14 protein-coding genes are annotated in these 17,728 nt (G+C 70.2%); 5 read left to right on the top strand and 9 right to left on the bottom strand.

Going from position 1 to position 17,728, the window contains the following annotated elements:
* Positions 1 to 5: 5 nt before the first annotated feature.
* Positions 6 to 1,442 carry an adenosylhomocysteinase gene (gene ahcY / locus TR33_RS11405; RefSeq protein ID WP_014911909.1) on the bottom strand — a complete coding sequence of 479 codons (1,437 nt, stop codon included), beginning with the start codon at positions 1,440 to 1,442 and terminating at the stop codon, positions 6 to 8.
* Between the two features lie 130 nt (positions 1,443 to 1,572).
* Here ahcY and TR33_RS11410 point away from each other — a divergent pair, with 130 nt between their 5' ends.
* Together TR33_RS11410 and TR33_RS11415 are read left to right on the top strand one after the other, a co-directional pair.
* On the top strand, positions 1,573 to 2,016 hold the full coding sequence (locus tag TR33_RS11410; protein ID WP_014912113.1) for a helix-turn-helix domain-containing protein: 444 nt from the start codon (positions 1,573 to 1,575) through the stop codon (positions 2,014 to 2,016).
* 171 nt (positions 2,017 to 2,187) lie between these two features.
* On the top strand, positions 2,188 to 3,279 hold the full coding sequence (locus TR33_RS11415; RefSeq protein ID WP_234305827.1) for a hypothetical protein: 1,092 nt from the start codon (positions 2,188 to 2,190) through the stop codon (positions 3,277 to 3,279).
* 24 nt (positions 3,280 to 3,303) lie between these two features.
* On the opposite strand, the gene TR33_RS11420 is transcribed toward TR33_RS11415, so the two are convergent.
* The 4 genes from TR33_RS11420 to TR33_RS11430 all read right to left on the bottom strand — a co-directional run bounded on the left by TR33_RS11420 (position 3,304) and on the right by TR33_RS11430 (position 6,940).
* Positions 3,304 to 4,632 (bottom strand): protein kinase domain-containing protein, encoded by a 1,329-nt coding sequence (locus tag TR33_RS11420; RefSeq protein ID WP_014910894.1) that lies wholly within the window; start codon positions 4,630 to 4,632, stop codon positions 3,304 to 3,306.
* Between the two features lie 193 nt (positions 4,633 to 4,825).
* Entirely contained in the window at positions 4,826 to 5,002 is a 177-nt protein-coding gene (locus TR33_RS26005) for a Trm112 family protein (protein WP_014911237.1), read from the bottom strand.
* 40 nt (positions 5,003 to 5,042) lie between these two features.
* Positions 5,043 to 6,395: a phosphomannomutase/phosphoglucomutase gene (locus TR33_RS11425; protein ID WP_042283069.1), complete on the bottom strand. Its 1,353-nt coding sequence runs from the start codon at positions 6,393 to 6,395 to the stop codon at positions 5,043 to 5,045.
* Between the two features lie 149 nt (positions 6,396 to 6,544).
* Positions 6,545 to 6,940, bottom strand: coding sequence for a DUF3499 domain-containing protein (locus TR33_RS11430; RefSeq protein ID WP_014908818.1), 396 nt, complete (start codon positions 6,938 to 6,940; stop codon positions 6,545 to 6,547).
* Positions 6,941 to 7,160: 220 nt separating this feature from the next.
* On the opposite strand from TR33_RS11430, the gene TR33_RS11435 reads away from it, so the two are divergent.
* Positions 7,161 to 7,553, top strand: coding sequence for a metallopeptidase family protein (locus TR33_RS11435; RefSeq protein ID WP_017533510.1), 393 nt, complete (start codon positions 7,161 to 7,163; stop codon positions 7,551 to 7,553).
* Between the two features lie 110 nt (positions 7,554 to 7,663).
* Here the strand turns inward: TR33_RS11435 and TR33_RS11440 are convergent, their stop codons facing one another.
* The 4 genes from TR33_RS11440 to TR33_RS11455 form a co-directional block, all read right to left on the bottom strand.
* On the bottom strand, positions 7,664 to 9,262 hold the full coding sequence (locus TR33_RS11440) for a DUF5719 family protein (protein WP_042283072.1): 1,599 nt from the start codon (positions 9,260 to 9,262) through the stop codon (positions 7,664 to 7,666).
* Positions 9,263 to 9,265: 3 nt separating this feature from the next.
* Positions 9,266 to 12,799 (bottom strand): glycosyltransferase family 2 protein, encoded by a 3,534-nt coding sequence (locus TR33_RS11445; protein ID WP_042283074.1) that lies wholly within the window; start codon positions 12,797 to 12,799, stop codon positions 9,266 to 9,268.
* Between the two features lie 314 nt (positions 12,800 to 13,113).
* On the bottom strand, positions 13,114 to 13,401 hold the full coding sequence (locus tag TR33_RS11450; RefSeq protein ID WP_014908913.1) for a WhiB family transcriptional regulator: 288 nt from the start codon (positions 13,399 to 13,401) through the stop codon (positions 13,114 to 13,116).
* A gap of 240 nt (positions 13,402 to 13,641) precedes the next feature.
* Positions 13,642 to 15,195, bottom strand: a complete 1,554-nt coding sequence (locus TR33_RS11455) for a hypothetical protein (RefSeq protein WP_042283077.1) — start codon at positions 15,193 to 15,195, stop codon at positions 13,642 to 13,644.
* A gap of 247 nt (positions 15,196 to 15,442) precedes the next feature.
* Here TR33_RS11455 and cofD point away from each other — a divergent pair, with 247 nt between their 5' ends.
* On the top strand, positions 15,443 to 16,426 hold the full coding sequence (cofD, locus tag TR33_RS11460) for a 2-phospho-L-lactate transferase (RefSeq protein ID WP_042283078.1): 984 nt from the start codon (positions 15,443 to 15,445) through the stop codon (positions 16,424 to 16,426).
* Positions 16,423 to 17,718, top strand: coding sequence for a coenzyme F420-0:L-glutamate ligase (locus tag TR33_RS11465; protein ID WP_042283081.1), 1,296 nt, complete (start codon positions 16,423 to 16,425; stop codon positions 17,716 to 17,718). Before cofD ends, TR33_RS11465 begins: the two co-directional genes overlap by 4 nt.
* The last annotated feature ends 10 nt before the right edge of the window (positions 17,719 to 17,728 follow it).

The raw sequence follows: 17,728 nt of genomic DNA on the forward strand, positions 1-17,728 counted from the left end.
GCCTCTCAGTAGCGGTAGTGGTCCGGCTTGTAGGGACCGCTCACGTCCACGCCGATGTAGGCGGCCTGCTCCTTGGTGAGGCGGGTCAGCTTGACGCCGAGCGCGTCCAGGTGCAGACGGGCGACCTTCTCGTCGAGGAGCTTGGGCAGCGTGTAGACGCCGGTCGGGTACGCGTCGGTCTTGGTGAACAGCTCGATCTGCGCGATGACCTGGTTGGTGAAGCTGTTGGACATCACGAAGCTCGGGTGACCGGTGGCGTTGCCCAGGTTGAGCAGACGGCCCTCGGAGAGCACCAGGACGGACTTGCCGTCCTCGAAGGTCCACTCGTGGACCTGCGGCTTGATCTCCTTCTTGGAGATACCGGGGATCTTCGCCAGGCCGGCCATGTCGATCTCGTTGTCGAAGTGACCGACGTTGCCGACGATCGCCTGGTGCTTCATGCGCGCGATCTGGTCGGCCATGATCACGTTGAAGTTGCCGGTGGTGGTGATGAAGATGTCACCGGTCTCCAGCACGTCCTCCAGGGTGGCGACCTGGAAGCCGTCCATGGCCGCCTGGAGGGCGTTGATCGGGTCGATCTCGGTGACGATGACGCGGGCGCCCTGGCCGCGCAGCGCCTCGGCCGAGCCCTTGCCGACGTCGCCGTAACCGCAGACCACGGCGACCTTGCCGCCGATGAGGACGTCGGTGGCGCGCATGATGCCGTCCGGCAGCGAGTGGCGGATGCCGTACTTGTTGTCGAACTTGCTCTTGGTGACGGAGTCGTTGACGTTGATCGCGGGGAAGGACAGGACGCCGTCACGCTGCATCTCGTACAGACGGAGCACACCGGTGGTGGTCTCCTCGGTGACGCCCATGATGCCCTCGGCGATGGTCGTCCACTTGCGGGCGTCCTTCTTCAGGCTCTCCTGGAGAAGCGTGAGGACGACCGAGAACTCCTCGCTGTCGGCGGTCGCGGGGTCCGGGACCACGCCGGCCTTCTCGTACTCGGCGCCCTTGTGGACGAGCATCGTGGCGTCGCCGCCGTCGTCCAGGATCATGTTGGGACCCTCGGCACCCGGCCAGGTCAGCGCCTGCTCGGTGCACCACCAGTACTCCTCCAGCGTCTCGCCCTTCCAGGCGAAGACCGGGACGCCCTTGGGGTCGTCCACGGTGCCGTCGGGGCCGACGACGACGGCGGCGGCCGCGTGGTCCTGGGTGGAGAAGATGTTGCAGCTCACCCAGCGGACCTCGGCGCCCAGGGCGACGAGGGTCTCGATGAGGACGGCGGTCTGCACGGTCATGTGCAGCGAGCCCATGATGCGGGCGCCCTTGAGGGGCTTGCTGTCCCCGTACTCGGCGCGGGTGGCCATGAGACCGGGCATCTCGTGCTCGGCGAGGCGGATCTCGTCGCGGCCGAACTCGGCCAGGGAGAGATCGGCGACCTTGAAGTCGAATGCCATGCGTTCCTCACTCGTCAAGTCGTGGTGGCGACCTTGATTCTAGGCCCGTGCCCCGGCGCCGGTCACAAACTTGACAACAGGGCGTCAGATTGATCCCGTGCGACCGTCCGGGTGGGTTACAGTCACACGCATGGCCGCCCGCGACGACGTCTTCACCGCTTCCGGCACCGAATCCGCCCCGGTGCCGATCTCGGCGGCCGCCGAACGGGTCGGCGGAACGGCCCGGATGCTCCGTTATCGGGAGGCTCTCGGTCTGCTCCCCCGTACCCAGGACCCGCCGACCGGGCGCGGCCATCGGCACCGCCGTTTCACCGAGGAGGATCTGCGGACCATAGAGGTCGGGCTGGAGCTGGAGCGCGAGTTCGACATCCCTCCGGCCGCCCTCTCCTTCGCTCTGCGCGTTCTGGCCGAACCCGAGGTGCTGGCACGGGTACGCGCGCACGGGGAACGTCTGGGCCGTCTCACCGCCGCTCCCACCCGGGCTCTGGACTTCGAGAAGGAGAAGGCGATGCGCCTCCTCCGCACCAGGCGTCCCGTACCGCCGAGCGCTTCGAACGTCCCGAAAACCCCATAGGTCACGTACGCATCAGCAGTCTCGAAAAACCCGTTGGCCCCCTGGGAATACCTCCTTCACAGAGGCCCCAGACCAACCGTTCGGCATGTTTTGGCAAACCGTCGACGGGCTACGTGAACACACGTGAACAGCCGACTCGTCGCCCCTGTCCCGGAGGCCCTCCCGGACCGCGTGCGCGCAGAACTCACGGACGTCGACCGCCTCAGGGAGATCTGGGCCAGACGTCTCCAGCGCAACCCCCTGACGGAGCGCACCGCCGCCAGACGCGCCCTCACCCACGACCGGGTCCAGGAATGGGGCGGCGGCCCCGAGCTCGCGGAACTGCTGCTGGCCGCCCCGGCGGGGGCCGAACCGCCTCTGACCGGCCCTTACGTGGCGACCCTGGCAGGACGGGCCGCGGGACTCCCGCCCTCTCCGCGCACGTCCGGCGCCCCCTTGACCAGCGAACACACCCTGGCCCTCGCCGAGGCCGCGGGGATCACCGCCCACCCGGTGGTCCGCGCCGCCCACGCCTACGCCGAATGTGTCCGGCTCATGAACGAACTCGACGGATCCGAGAGCGAGGGCGAGGCTCTCCACGCGCTGCCGTGGGCCCTGGCCTCCCGGGTCCTTCAGCGCGCCGACCACCCGCCCCTACTGCTGGATCCGCGCACTCCCCCACCGGTGTTCCGTAAAGGAGAGGATCCGGAGGAGCACTTCGCCGCGCTGGTCGCGCACTTCGCCCGTCTGGTGATCGAGGCACTGCGTCGGGAGATCGGTTGGAGCCCGGGGAACCTCCCCGTGACGGGTGGCCGCGTGCCGCCCTTGGCCGTCGCGACCCGCCGACGTGTCATGGAACACGTCCGTTCCCGGAGCGCCCCGGTCGAACTCCTCCTGCGCGCGCTGGACCCCGCCGCCCGGGCCGCCGTCTCCTCCGAGGACGGTGAGAAGGACACGGATCGCGACGCCGTCCCCCCGCCCCGCAGACCGCTCACCCACGGGGCCGCCCAGTGGTGGACCCGCATGGAACTGGTGACGGAAGGGGCGATCCTGAACCTCTACGTGATCGTGCAGGAGGTGGGGGACCCGCCCTCGGGTGTGCTGGCGGTGACCGCCGACACGCACCTGACCATGCCCGACGGTACCCGGCGGGCATGGGAGACCTCCGGCGGCGACAGTGTCACCGTGTTGCCGAGCGATTCCGCAGACGACAGGTGGCCCCGGATCCGCGAGTTGGTGGACGAGGCGATCTCCCGCGCGGTGGACGAGCTCACACGGGTCTGACCACCGGACGCGTGGACGCCCCGATCAGCCGCTGAGAGCCAGGATGAGCAGGAGCAGCATGAGGATGACGATGGTCATGAGCACGAGCGGGATCACCCAGCTCTGCTGGAGCACCGAGTCCTTCCCCCTCTGCTGCGGATAGCCGCCCTGGAAGGTCTGGTCGGGGCGCACGGCCCCGGTCGTCATCGGGTTCCCGCCGTGCTGCGGCATCTGCGGACGGTGTCGGTAGGCGGGCATCCCGGGGCGCGGATCGGACATGCCCGGGTGCCCCGCGTACCCGCCCTGACGGGGATCCGAGCTCATGGGGTGCCCCATCTGCCCGGGGCGCGGGTCCGACATGCCCGGGGCGCCCAGGCCCGGGGTCGGGTTGGAGATCGCGGGGTTCTGGCCCGCCCTCGGGTCGGAGACCCCCGGCGGATAGCCCATACCGGGGTGTCCACCGGTCTGCGGATACTGGACCTGCGGCAACCGCGCGCCGTTCAACAGACCGGTCTGGGCGACCTGTTCACCCTGCCGGAAGGCGTCCGCGGTGTCGGCGTCCTCGGAGTCGTGGCCGAGCAGCCGCATGAGCAGCCGCTGGGCGTTCGGACGCCGGGCCGGGTCCTTGTCCAGGCAGGACTCGACGATGGGGCGCAGGGCCTCGTCGATGCCCTCCAGGTCCGGCGGAGCGCTGACCACGCGGTGCACCACGGCCGGAACGGTGTCGGATCCGAACGGCGCCCGCCCCGTGGAGGCGAACGCGATCACACAGCCCCACGCGAAGATGTCGCACTTGTCGGTGATCCCACGCCCCTCGATCTGCTCGGGGGCCATGTAGGAGGGCGTACCGACGATCGAATTGGTCATGGTGGCGGTGCCGTCGTCGACCCGGGCGATACCGAAGTCGATGACCCGGGGCCCGTCCGGACCGAGCAGCACGTTGCCGGGCTTGAAGTCACGGTGGACGATGCCGGCCTTGTGGATCGCCACGAGCGCGGTCGCCGTGGACACGGCCAACCGCTGGAGCGCCGCCCCGCGCACCTGCTTGCCCTTGGCGACGGCCTCCTGTAGGTCCTTGCCCGGCACGAACTCGCTGACCACGTAGGGCGGATCACCGTCGAGCCGGGCGTCGATGATCGCCGCCGTGCAGAAGGAGGCGACCCGCTGGGCGGCCCGGACCTCCTTCTCGAACCTCTTGCGCAGATCGGAGTCCTGCGACCACTGGTCGTTGAGGACCTTGACCGCGTACTCCTCCCCATCGGCGTCCTCGGCGAGGTAGACGACGCCCTGGCCGCCCTTCCCCAGACGTCCGGTCACGCTGTATTCACCGAACGATGAGGGGTCGCTCGGCAGTAGCGATTCGGGACCGGGCATCGGTGTCCTCCTGGGAGGTCGTCACGGGCTGGGGGCAAGACCAGAGTACGGGCAGGCAACGTCGATCACGCCACGCGCGGGCGACCGGAGCCCACTGAGGGCTCCGCCCGCGCCGACGTACCCCCTATGACTGTCGGAACCGAAGGAACGTTCCATTCCGGACCCGACCTTTTCGGTCCCGACCCGTCGCCCTCTAGGAGATCTTGCGCGCCTCGTCGACGAGCAGGACCGGAATACCGTCCCGAATCGGGTAGGCCAGGCCGCTCTCGTCGCAGACCAGCTCGTCCGTCTCGGGGTCGTGACGCAGCGGGGCCTGGCTCTGCGGGCAGGCCAGGATCTCCAGCAGCCAGCCGTCGATCTTCGTGCTCATGGTTCTCGTTCCTCGTGTGATGGCCTCGTGTGAGGCGGGGTCAGGCGCGGACGATGTCCAGGACCTCGTCGCGAAGGCGCGCCACCTCGTCGTCGTCGGCGGCCTCCACGTTGAGCCTCAACAGCGGCTCGGTGTTGGAGGCTCGCAGGTTGAACCAGGCCCCGCCGGGCAGGGTGACGCTGAGGCCGTCGAGTTCGTCGACGGTGACACCGTCACGTTCGGCGAACGCCGAGCGTACCGCCGCCATACGGCCGGGGGCGTCGGCGACCTTGGAGTTGATCTCGCCCGAGGCCGCGTAGCGGGAGTACTCCTCCGTGATCCGCGAGAGCGGGCGGTCGCCCGCCCCCAGGACACGCAGGACGTGCATCGCCGCGAGCATACCCGTGTCGGCCCGCCAGAAGTCCCGGAAGTAGTAGTGGGCGGAGTGCTCACCACCGAAGATCGCACCGGTCTCGGCCATGGTCGCCTTGATGTAGGAGTGACCGACGCGAGTGCGGACGGGCCGGCCGCCGCGCTCGGCGACGATCTCGGGCACCGCCGCCGAGGTGATGAGGTTGTGGATGATGATGGAGCCCGGCTCGCGCTTCAGCTCCTCGGAGGCCACCAGAGCGGTGACCGCCGAGGGCGAGACCGGTTCGCCGCGCTCGTCGATGACGAAGCAGCGGTCGGCGTCCCCGTCGAAGGCCAGGCCGACGTCGGCACCGGTCTCGCGGACCTTCGCCTGGAGGTCGACCAGGTTGTCCGGGTCCAGGGGGTTGGCCGGGTGGTTGGGGAAGGTGCCGTCGAGTTCGAAGTAGAGGGGCACGATCTCCAGCGGCAGCCCCTGTTCCAGAACGGCCGGGACGGTGTACCCGCCCATGCCGTTACCGGCGTCCACCACGACCTTCAGCGGACGGGAACCGGACAGGTCGACCAGGCCGCGCAGGTAGTCGGCGTAGTCGGACAGCAGGTCCTTCTCCGTCACCGTGCCCCGGGGGCCGTCGTACTCGGGCACACCCTGCTCGGCGAGGCGGCGGATCTCGTCCAGACCGGTCTCCGCGCTGATCGGCGCCGCGCCGGCCCGGCACATCTTGATGCCGTTGTACTCGGCGGGGTTGTGGCTGGCGGTGAACATCGCGCCCGGAAGGTCGAGGGCGCCCGAGCCGTAGTAGAGCAGGTCGGTGGAGCCGAGCCCGGCGAACACCACGTCGACGCCCTGGGAGGTGACCCCGTCGGCGAAGGCGTGGGAGAGGTCGGGAGAGGAGGGTCGCATGTCGTGGGCGACCACCACGGCGGGGCCTTCGACCACGCGGGCGAAGGCCGCTCCGATCGCTCGCGCGATATTGACGTCGAGAGTGTCCGGAATCACACCTCGCACGTCGTATGCCTTGAAGATGCTTCCGAGGTCAGCCACGTCTGCTCCGGCCAGGTCGGTTCTGCCACGAGTTCGGTCCAGCACCCGAAGGTTCCGGGCGCCGTACAAAACTAGCAAGGGAAGACCGGCCGGCCCCACGGGCATCGCCCGGAGAGGTTCGTGCCGCGCGACGTTCGAGGCCGTGCCGCTCAGGGCAGGCGCGGATCGCGGTGATCGTCTCGTTCGGACCTGACCACACGCAGATGGCCGCGGCGCATGGTCTCCCGACCTTCTCCCACGGGCTCCCCCGGGGACGACTCCGGACGCGCCGGCGGCCGCGCCGCCTCACGTACGGCGTCGGCGAGGGCCTCCAGGTCATCGCTGCCGGGACCACCGCCCGACGTCTCGACCGGAAGCCGGACCACCTCCCAACCGCGCGGCGCGGTCAGCCGCTCGGCGTGCATGGCGCACAGATCGTAACAGTGCGGTTCCACATAGGCGGCGAGCGGGCCGAGAACGGCCGTGGAGTCGGCGTAGACGTACGTGAGCGTGAATACGGCGGGCTGCCTGCACGCGGTGCGGGAACAGCGTCGAACATGGCTCACAGCGTTCGACTGTATGCCTTTACCGAAGGACACGCCAGCATCGTCCCATGAGCCGTATGTTTTCGGATGCCCGTTCTTTACCCGGAAGTGGTCGAAGAGCCGTCCCGCGGCTTCGACACCGCCCGAGGTCCCTCCAATAACGGGGCTACGCGTCCGGCCTCCGATGGCTTAGTCTCGAAGTGTGCGACGAGTGCGCCTTTCCAGTGGCCAACCAGACCGAGTGCGGCGCCGGGACCGCCGCGGCCGAGGCATCCGCGGTCCTCTCGTGCCCTCTGACCTGCCGGTGTTCCGCAGCCGAGCCCAGGCCTTCGACGACCTTGTCCTGGACGCCGTCGAACGCCTGGAACGCCTGTGGGCACGCGAGCTGGCGAACGTGGACTTCCTCGTCGAGGACGTCCCCCCGTTGCCGCTCCATCGTGATCCCTCCGAAACGATCCCCTTCTCCCGTTTGGAGACCAACCCCACAGGGCGGGCGAGGATCGTCGTCTATCGACGCCCGGTGGAGATCCGCACCAAGGACCCCGACGAGATGGCCCTCCTCGTCCACGAGGCGGTGGTCGAGGAGGTGGCCAACCTGCTCGGAGTGGAACCGGAGTCCGTCGACCCCGAGTAGAGGTGGTGTTCGCTTCGGGCCTCCGCCGGCGCTTCGGGTGATGTCCGGGGTGAGATGAGAGATCACCTGCCGGTCACCACAGGGGGTCGAGGTAGGGAATCGCGTGACCGTCACGTTCCCGGGACCAGGCCGGTCATGCTGTCGCGGACGATGGGCAGCCGCACCTCGATGGGGGCGGGCGGGACGGGCATGACGCTGACGCCGGGGTCGGATCGCAGGACACGGGCCGCGTACACCGGACCGGAACCCTCCAGGAGCTCCAGCCGGATCGTGTAGCCGTCGTCGGGGTCGATGCCCGTGGGCGGGCCCCAGCCCTCGGTCTCGGTGTCGAAGACGTGGGTGGTCCCGGCCGTCACCTCGGCGCGTACGGCGTCGCCCATGCTGCCGTCGGCTGCGATGGGGGTGGCCACGATCCGGGCGTCGCTCTCGGGGGCGCCCAACATCAGTTCCACGTCGAGACCCTCGGGCATCTCGGGGATCACGGCCGTGACGTCGAGCGGCCACGAGAGCGGTTCGACCGCGGACGTGTAGGCGGTGTCCACGACGTCCTTGTCGTCGCCGTCCACCTCGGTCTCCTCCACGATCACACCGGCGACGATCGGAGCGTCGGCCTCCAGCACGACCGTCCCCGGGAGTCCTCCCAGGGCGCTCTCCAGACTGGCCCAGGCGGAGGCGGCGGGCGGGACGTTCAGGACGATCGGCTCCTCTTCGGAGGCCCCGTCCCCCTCTTCCTCGTCCCCGATATCGGGGATCACGCGCGCACGGACCTCGACGGGTGCGTCTCCGGGGGCGGCGACGATGAGCCGACGGGTCCCGTCCCCACCGGGGACTCCCGGGACGACGTGCTCGGTGTCGGGCGCCCGGGTGGGCGGAACCCAGTCGGTGTGGCCTTCGGCGTGCTCGGCGAGCAGGGAGGCGGCGACCCGTCCGGTACTGGTCCGCACGTGGACACCGACGGAACCGGTGCTCTGGACCAACTCGGTGACGTCGAGGGTGGTCGACTCCCCCGCGCCCAGGTCGATCCCCCGGCTCTCCGGCGAGTACGAGGGCCCCTCCGCGGTGTAGAGGTCGACGCTGACGGTGGCCCTGAACTCCTCGGGATTGGTCAGGTGCACGGTGAGGGTGTCGAGTTCGACCTCGTCGATCCCACCGGCCCCGGGCACGGCGAACCAGGTGCCGATGGCCGGTTCGACGCAGCGGACCTCGGTGACGGCGTCGTCGGTGAGGGTGATCTGGGCGGCGTCGAGGCCGGAGGCGAGCGCCCCCTCGGCACGCAGGGCGGTGGGCAGGACCGCGTCGCCGACGTCGGCCCGCCAGATCCTCCCGGGTTCGGTGAGCTCGTCGGCGAGGAGGTCCCTGCGTTCCTCGGAACCGCCGTCGTCGGTCTCGTCCTCCCGGTCGGAGCCGCTCGCGTCCTCGTCGTCCTCGTCCCGTTCGGGGGCCCGGTTGACGGGGACGGCCCACAGTTCCCCCTCGTCGTCGCGGCCGACCCTGGGGGCGAAGGCCGCCACCGAGCTCTCCGCGTCGCCCGAGGTCTCGTGGGGCGCGGGACACACGCGTGAGGCCAGTTCGGGGCGCAGGGTGCCCGCCTCCCTCACCCCCAGCGAGGGGGTGAGGGGCCGCAGCCCGAACGCGAGCCCGAACAGGGCCAGCAACGCCAACGCGACCAGCCCGAACAGGGCGAATCGGTTCTCGACGATGAGCCGCACGGCCTACCCCTCCCTCGTGTCGTCGTTCTCCGGCCGCTCCGGTTCGCGCGGGGAACCGGCGCGGCGTCGGCCCGTCGCCCTGCGCCTACCGGCCTTCCGGCCCCCTCGTTCGGCGCGACGTCGGCCGCGTACCGCGGGGATGGAACCGGTGGTGGTCGGCTCGTCCGCCGACCGTTCCGCGGCGGGTCGGGCGCTCCCTTCGTCCGCTCCACGGTCCTTCGTCCCGGTGTCCTCGTCCCCCGGTACGGAGTCGTTCTCCGGCACGGGCTCCTCCGGCGCCGCGACGCCGCCCGTGGAGGGGGCCTCGGTCGAGGACCGTGCGCCTCCGCCACGCCCCCGACGTCCTCGGCGCTGTGCGGGCCCCGCCCTGCGAGGGCGGCGGGGGCGGGGCATCGGTGTGGCCTCGATGAGCCGGCGTTCCTCCTCGGTGCGCACTCCCGGAGCGGCGAGCACGGACACGACGAGGAGAAGGAGACCCTGGGTGATCACCCAGGCGGTGTGCACCGGATCGGAGTGCCTGATCAACAGCTCTCCGCCGTCGACCGGCAGCTCCCAGGCCTGGGTGCCGTTACCGGTGTCGACCGGGGACAGCGCGACCCCGTCGAGGGTGGCCCGCCAATCGGCTCCGGCGGGTTCGGCCAGGGCCAGGAGCCGACCGGTGTGCCCCGGCTCCAGCGTGGCGGTGAACTCGTCGGCGCTCCCGTCGACCACGAGGGCCTCGGCCGTGGTCCCGTCCTCGGAGACCACGCGCAGTTCCCCGGTGGGCTCCGCGATCCGCCAGAGGCCGTAGTGGTCCGACAGCGACTGTCGTCCCAGACCGGGGGTCCCATCGAGGGTGTCGACCATGGTGGCGTCGGAGGGCGCACCCAGTTCGGGGCGGGGGTAGAGCACGTACTGGACGCCGTGGTCGAGAAGGGTCACCAGCGGGTCCCCGCCCCGACCGGCGGCCAGTTCGGAGACGGCCCGGTCCATGGCGACGCGGGTATCGGGCGGCGGCATGACGCGCTCCTCGCCCAGACGCGGCTCGCGTCCGCGCACCACCACGTAGTCGACGCTCCCGTCCTCTCGCGGGGTGACGACGAGCGTGCGCGGACGTGTCCCGTCGGAGCTGACGCTCTCCAGAGCGCCCGGGACGGTGGGCGCGGCGTTCGCGGTGAGCGGGCCGTCGACGCCCTCCCACATCCACATTCCGGCGGCGGAGAGGGGCGTGGCCAGGGCCAAGGTCGCCACGCCCACGGCGAAGCAACGTTCGAGCCCCCGCCTCCACCGCCCTCCGGTGGTCGTCTCGCGCGCGCTCCCCCACTTGATCATGTCGCCGAAGGCGCGGGCCGCCGTGGCGGCGGTCAGGAGTACGGCGGTGGCGGAGAAGGCCAGCGCGACCCCGGGCCAGACCTGGGCGGGCGGTCCCCCGTAGTAGGGCTCGATCACGATCCGGCTGGTCACGATGGCGATGAGCAGCCCGAACAGGGCCAGAGACCATCCCGCCGCGACGAGCATCCGGTTGCGGAGCAGCAGCAGGGAGCACAGGGCGGCGGCGATGAAGCCGGACGTCACCCAGAAGGGCGGGGTGCCGGGACCGCCCGGGGAGAGCAGGAGCAGTTCGCCCGGGGTGGCCCCCGGATCGGACAGTTCGGGCCGGTGCAGCCCGGCCTCCAACAGCCATAGTCCGGGGTGCAGCAGCAGTTCCAGGGTCCACGGCATGAGCAGCACGATCGGCACGGCCAGGGCGATCGCGATACTGACGTAGACGCGACGTCCCAGGTGGCCGAAGGCGGCCGCGACCAGAACCCCGGTGACCAGGCACAACAGCCACACGAGCGGCACGAAGGCGGTGGCCACCGTCAGGACCAGCCCCAGCCCCCAGGCGGCTCTTCGCGAACTCTTGGGCGGCATCGACAACAGCCGGACCAGGAGCAGGCCGAGCACCGGCAGCAGGGCGTGGACGAGCGCGGTGCCCAGGCGTCCCTGGGCGACGGCCCCGGTGGCCATGGGCATCAGCGCGTAGGCGCCGGCCATCCACAGTCGGGCCGGGCGATAGCGCAGGACCTCGCGGGCGAGCAGGTAGGCGGTCGACCCGGCCAGGGGGACACAGCCCAGCAGGATCACCATCACCGCGAGCCACGGTTGGCCCAGGGTCAGGGTGGACAGCAGAGCGATCAGACCCACGTAGGGCGGCACCGGACCATCGGCTCCCACCCCGCTGTCGGGATGGGCGGACAGGTACAGGTGCCACAGGTCGAACGCGTTGCCCGCGACCGGTGGAAGCGCGCCCCCGGCGAGCAGGGTGCCGAAGAACAGAGAGCGCTCGGCGATGATCGTGACCACGGTCAGACCGATGACCAGCAGCACCCCGGGGCGGAGGATCACGCGCCGGAAGAACGAGGTGGAGTCGTCGACCACTCCGTCGTCCTCGCTCGGGGCCACGGTGACCGCCTGGTGTCGGCCGGCGGTGTCTCCGACGGGCTCCCCGGTGAGCAGCCCCGTGACGGCGTCGGCGAACTGCCGCATGGCCACGCCCCGGGCCAGGAAGGGGCGGATCGCGCTGTAGGTGCGTCTGCGGTCGCGGCGACGCCGGAACCGGGCCCGGGCCAACCGGAAGGGCCTCCCGTAGACCAGGGTGATCGCGGCCGCCTCGTCCAGGGCGTTGGCCGGCTGCTTGATCAGCAGGTACATGATCACGCGCAGCAGGGACCCCACCGAGTTGCGCAACAGGGCGAACACCATGCCGCCCACCGGCAGGTTGGCGAGCAGGACGAACACCGCGTGCCGGCGGTCCACCCGACGCGGGTGGTTACGGGTGGCGGTGATCCTGCGCCGACGGCGGGCCGAGGCCTCCGCGTGGTAGGCGACGGCCTCGGTGACCAGGCGGACCCGGAGACCGGCACCGCCCACGCGCCAGCAGAAGTCGATGTCGTCGCGGAAGAGGGGCAGCGCCGGGTCGAACCCCCCGAGGCGTTCCCACACGTCGCGACGGATCAGCATGCCCGCGCTGGAGACGGCCAGCACCTGGCGGGTGCCGTCGTGCTGACCATGGTCGAACTCACGCTGTTCCAGACCGGTCTCGCGGCGACCGGCCCCGTCGATGGTGACGCCGGCCTCCACCAGGAGACGACGGTCGAACCAGTCGCGGAGCTTGGGCCCCAGCACGGCGGAGCGCGGGTCCTGGTCGGCCGCTTCCAGCAGCCGTTCGAGGGTGTCCTGTTCCGGGGTCAGGTCGTCGTGGATCAGCCAGATCCACTCGGTGGCGTCGTCGTCGAAGCCCCGAACCTCGGTGCTGGAGCGGGGGAGTTCGAGGGCCGCGCGGATCGCGTCGCCGTAGCCGGTATCGGCGGGCAGGTCGATGATCGCGTCGGCGGGCAGGTACTCCGCCAAGAGGTCGGGGCTGCCATCGGCGCTTCCGGTGTCCGCGGCCACGACGCGTTGGACGGGGTGGGACTGGGAGCGCAGCGCGGACAGGGTCTCCGGCAGCCAACGTGCGCCGTCGTGGGACACGATGACCGCGGTGACGACGTGGCGGGCGGAATCCAGGTCAAGCACGGCGGTGGCGGGTTCTCTCCGGGAGAAGGGGCCGGCCCTCGTCTACGGGGCCGGGGTGCGGCGCGGCCGGGGGGAACGACCGGTGAGAGCGTATGCGCGCCGGACACGGTTCGCGAGCGCGAACGCGGGACCTCACGATACGCCACCCGCGCCATTGCGGGGCTATTCGGGCCGGGGGGACCGAGCCGACCATATCGGAGCATTCACCGCTCCGGGGGTGGAGTGACCAATCCCTCCGAAGTCACGTGATCGCCGCCGAACATGAAAAAGCGCGCCCGGGCTCATCACCCGGACGCGCATCGCGACACTCGCCCCTAGAGCATGTCCGCCAGGAAATCGAAATCTCCCCCGGCGGCTTTCTTCAGCCTTCGGCGCTCGCGTTCGGAGAGTCCCCCCCAGATACCGAAGCGTTCGTCATGCTCCAGCGCGTATTCCAGGCACTCCGCCCGTACCTCGCACGACTGACAGACCTTCTTGGCCTCCCGGGTCGAGCCGCCCTTCTCGGGGAAGAACGCCTCCGGGTCCGTCTGCGCGCACAGGGCACGTTCCTGCCAGCCCAGATCTTCATCCGAGCCGTGCGCCAGCGGGATGACCTCGCTCATGCGCACCTCCTGTAGCCCCCCAATAGATGTCCCCGACCCTTTTCATCCCCCAGGTCAGGTGGAAATCCCACATTGGAATTACACGCGGGCGCATCACCAAGAGTCAAGCGCCCTACGTGGTAATCCACTGAATATCATGTAACGAACCGCCAACGGCAGGCCCGCGATGTCCGTTCTGTGGATTACCACGCAATTCACGTACCTTCCAAGGCGCGCGAGTGCGGGGCGAACCGAGGCGGGTCAGCGTCGGCCGTCGTTGCCGTACCAGTTCTGCTGATTGTCGGACCCGCCCTGTCCCTGCTGGTCAGAGCCGTAGCCGGCGCCGGAACCGTACTGGCTTCCGTACGTCCCACCACTCTGGTCCGACGTCTGCCCACCAGTGTTCTCATTGGAGTTAAAGAATGGTTCAACTCCTGGGGCGGCGGGGTTCTCCTGACCGGCCTGCTGCTGCGACTGGTCCTGGTACCACCCGTTCTGGATGGCTTCCTGCGCCTGCTGGTCCGCGCCGCCCTGAGCGTCGTAGGGCTGCTGCGGGGCGTACTGGGAGGGGTCGTAGGCCTGACCGTACTCGTTCTGCTGAGCGGCCCCCTGGCCGTACTGCTGACCATAGGCCTGCTGGGAGGCATCGGCCGTGTACTGCTGACCGTAGGCGTCGGCGCCGTAGGCCTGCTGCTGAGCGGAGTCCTGACCGTAGGCGGCCTGCTGGGCACCGGTGCCGTACTGCTGACCATAGGCCTGCTGAGCCCCGGTACCGTACGCCTGCTGCTGAGCCGCGGCGTCCTGACCATAGGCCTGCTGAGCGCCCGTACCGTACTGCTGCTGAGCGGCCTCCTGGCCGTACTGCTGACCGTAGCCCTGCTGGGCGTCGGTACCGTACGCCTGCTGGGCGCCGCTTCCGTAGCTCTGCTGGGCTCCGGTGCCGTAGGCCTGCTGCTGAGCCGCGGCGTCCTGACCATAGGCCTGCTGAGCGCCCGTACCGTACTGCTGCTGAGCGGCCTCCTGGCCGTACTGCTGACCGTAGCCCTGCTGGGCGTCGGTACCGTACGCCTGCTGCTGAGCCGCGGCGTCCTGACCGTAGGCCGCCTCCTGGCCGTAGGCCTGCTGCTGGGCGTCGGTCCCGTACGCCTGCTGAGCGGCGTCCTGGCCATAGGCCTGCTGCTGAGCGGCGGCGTCCTGGCCGTACACGGACTCCTGGCCGTAGACGGCCTGCTGGGCGTCCTGTCCGTACTGCTGACCGTAGACCTGCTGGGAGGCGTCTGCCTGGGCCGGGTAGCCGGGCTGGGCGAACGGCTGCTGCGTGCCCGTCGGGGACGGGAACTGCTGCCCGTACTGCGCCTGCTGCGGCTGCGCCCGCGGAACCACGGTCGGGTCGTTGAAGATCTTGATCAGGTAGAACCCGAAGAAGCCGAGCACCGCGCCCTGAGCCGCCCTGGACAGGAAGCCGGCGAAGGCGAGACCGCCGTTGTCGACCTCGATGAACCCGCTGATCAGCCCGATCAGGCAGAAGAGCAGACCGACACCGGCCAGGATCATCGTGGTCAGGACCACGGGGAAGGCGGACTGACGGGCCCGCTCACTGGTGAAGACCAGGACCACCGCGGCTACCAGAAGCAGCGTGACCGTGAGACCATAGAAGGAGTCTCCGGCCCAGTTCATGGACCGGGCGAAGCTTCCGCCGATCTCGCTCGCCTCGATGATGAGCCTGATGAGGCCCGAGAGCATCGTGACGCCCGCCGCTCCCAGCAGGACCCAGGCCCCGGGGAGGCGTAGGCGTTCCAGTGTTTCGTTGTTCAAGAGAGGTTCCCCTCTGCTGCTTCGCCGTCGCGTCGGAGGAAGCTTGGCATATCGTCGGACTGTCGGGTGAATCGGCTCGGCCGGGCACGGGCGGACACTGGGGACACCGAACGCGGAGCCGATGGGGTGGGATGGCGGCCGAGGCCCGAAGGTTCACCGACCTTCGGTACCGGATCGGACACGAAGGATCGCGCCCACCACGGGGCAGACGACCCATACACGACACCAGCCTGCCAGACTTGGGCGCATGCGGATAGTCGTACCGGCCGGCGGTATCGGCGGCGCGCGTTTCCTCCGCGGCCTCAAGGCCGCACTCGGAACGGACGCGTCGACCGGCCCCGGCCAGGCCACAGACCACCAGATCACCGTCATCGGCAACACCGGTGACGACATCACCCTCTTCGGTCTCCGGATCTGCCCCGACCTGGACACCGTGATGTACACCCTGGGGGGTGGGATCAACGAGGAGCAGGGCTGGGGCAGGGCCGACGAGACCTTCACGGTCAAGGAGGAGCTCGCCGCCTACGGGATGAAACCCACCTGGTTCGGTCTGGGCGATCGGGACACCGCCACGCATATCGTACGTGCCCAGATGATCGCCGCGGGCTACCCCCTCTCCGCGATCACCGAGGCGCTGTGCGACCGCTGGCGCCCCGGCGTGCGCCTCCTCCCGATGACCGACGACCAGGTCGAGACGCACGTGGTCATCGAGGACGAGCGGGGACGACGGGCCGTCCACTTCCAGGAATGGTGGATCGAGCACCGCGCCGCTCTGCCCGCCGAGCGGATCATCAGCGTGGGCGCGGAGGACTCCCGCCCCGCCCCCGGCGTGATCAAGGCCGTGAAGGAGGCCGACCTCGTCCTCCTCCCCCCGTCCAACCCGGTGGTGAGCGTGGGCTCCATCCTCAACGTTCCCGGGATCCGCGACGCCCTGGTCGACAAGACCGTGGTGGGCGTCTCTCCCATCATCGGCGGCGCGCCCGTCCGCGGGATGGCCGACGCCTGCCTGACCGCGATCGGTGTGGAGACCTCCGCGGGCGCCGTCGCCGCACACCTGGGCTCGGATCTACTGGACGGTTGGCTGGTCGACGAGGCGGACGCCGGCACCGAGGTCGAGGGCATCGAGGTCCGTTCCCGTCCGCTGTACATGAGCGACCCCGAATCCACCGAGGCGATCGCCCGTGCCGCTCTGGACCTGGCGCTGGAGCTGCGCGGGGACGGGGGCCGATGAGCGTCGAACTGCGGATACGCGGTCTTCTCGGCATCCCGGAGGTCCGTTCGGGCGACGATCTCGCGGAACTGGTGGCCGAGGCCGTGGCCGGTTCCGGCCGGCCCCTCGTCGACGGGGACGTGCTCGTCGTCACCTCCAAGATCGTCTCCAAGGCCGAGGGACGTTCGGTCCGGATGGACCGCGAGGAGGCCATCGACGCCGAGACCGAGCGGGTCGTCGCCCGCATGGGGCGCACACGGATCGTGCAGACCCGGCAGGGGTTGGTGATGGCGGCGGCGGGAGTGGACGCCTCCAACGTCGAGCCGGGCACCGTTCTGCTGTTGCCCGAGGACTCCGACGTCTCCGCGCGGACCCTGCGGGCCGGAATCCTCGACCGTCTGGGCGTGCGCGTGGGCGTGGTGATCTCCGACACCTTCGGACGCCCCTGGCGAGAGGGGCAGACGGACGTGGCCATCGGGGCGGCCGGGCTGCGCGCGCTCCAGGACCTGCGCGGCACGACCGACGCCCACGGCAACCTCATGGAGGCGACGATCAACGCGATCGCCGACGAGGTGGCGGGCGCCGGTGAGCTGGTCAAGGGCAAGACCTCCGCGATACCGGTGGCCGTGATATCCGGCCTGGGCGATCTGGTGACCGAGGAGGACGGCCCCGGGGCGGCCGAGCTCGTGCGGCCCGCCGACGAGGACATGTTCCGTTACGGGTCGCGTGACGTGGTCCCGGCCCGACGGACCGTGCGCTCCTTCTCCGACCGTCCGGTCGACCCGGCCCTGGTACGTCGCGCGGTCGCCTCGGCGATCACCGCGCCGGCCCCGCATCACACCACTCCGTGGCGGTTCGTCCTGGTGGAGTCGCCCGAGACCCGCGAACGTCTGTTGGACGCGATGCTCCGGGCCTGGGTGGAGGACCTGCGCGGGGACGGTTTCACCGAGGAACAGATCGCACGACGGACCCGGAGGGGCGACGTCCTGCGTCGGGCCCCCTATCTGGTGGTGCCCTTCCTGGTCGCCGACGGGGCCCACCCGTATCCGGACGAGCGTCGTGCCGACGCCGAGCGGTCCATGTTCCTGGTCGCCATGGGCGCCGGGGTACAGAACCTGCTGGTGGGCCTGGCCATGGAGGGTCTCGGGTCGGCCTGGATCTCCTCCACGATGTTCTGCGCGGACGTGGTCCGCGAGGTGCTGGAGGTCCCGGAGGAGTGGCGTCCGATGGGGGCCGTGGCCGTGGGGTACGCGGCCGAACCGCCCAAGGACCGTCCGCCCCGTGATCCGGAGGACTTCGTCGTGGTGCGCTGAGGCTCCCACC

This window comes from Nocardiopsis alba, from assembly GCF_000710955.1.
Classification (GTDB): Bacteria; Actinomycetota; Actinomycetes; order Streptosporangiales; family Streptosporangiaceae; genus Nocardiopsis; species Nocardiopsis alba.

What these genes read in the sequence shown, in the direction of transcription:
- ahcY (WP_014911909.1), bottom strand. Translation starts at nt 1,442, where the DNA reads ATGGCATTCGACTTCAAGGTCGCCGATCTCTCCCTGGCCGAGTTCGGC.
- TR33_RS11410 (WP_014912113.1), top strand. Translation starts at nt 1,573, where the DNA reads ATGGCCGCCCGCGACGACGTCTTCACCGCTTCCGGCACCGAATCCGCC.
- TR33_RS11420 (WP_014910894.1), bottom strand. Translation starts at nt 4,632, where the DNA reads ATGCCCGGTCCCGAATCGCTACTGCCGAGCGACCCCTCATCGTTCGGT.
- TR33_RS26005 (WP_014911237.1), bottom strand. Translation starts at nt 5,002, where the DNA reads ATGAGCACGAAGATCGACGGCTGGCTGCTGGAGATCCTGGCCTGCCCG.
- TR33_RS11450 (WP_014908913.1), bottom strand. Translation starts at nt 13,401, where the DNA reads ATGAGCGAGGTCATCCCGCTGGCGCACGGCTCGGATGAAGATCTGGGC.
- cofD (WP_042283078.1), top strand. Translation starts at nt 15,443, where the DNA reads ATGCGGATAGTCGTACCGGCCGGCGGTATCGGCGGCGCGCGTTTCCTC.
- TR33_RS11465 (WP_042283081.1), top strand. Translation starts at nt 16,423, where the DNA reads ATGAGCGTCGAACTGCGGATACGCGGTCTTCTCGGCATCCCGGAGGTC.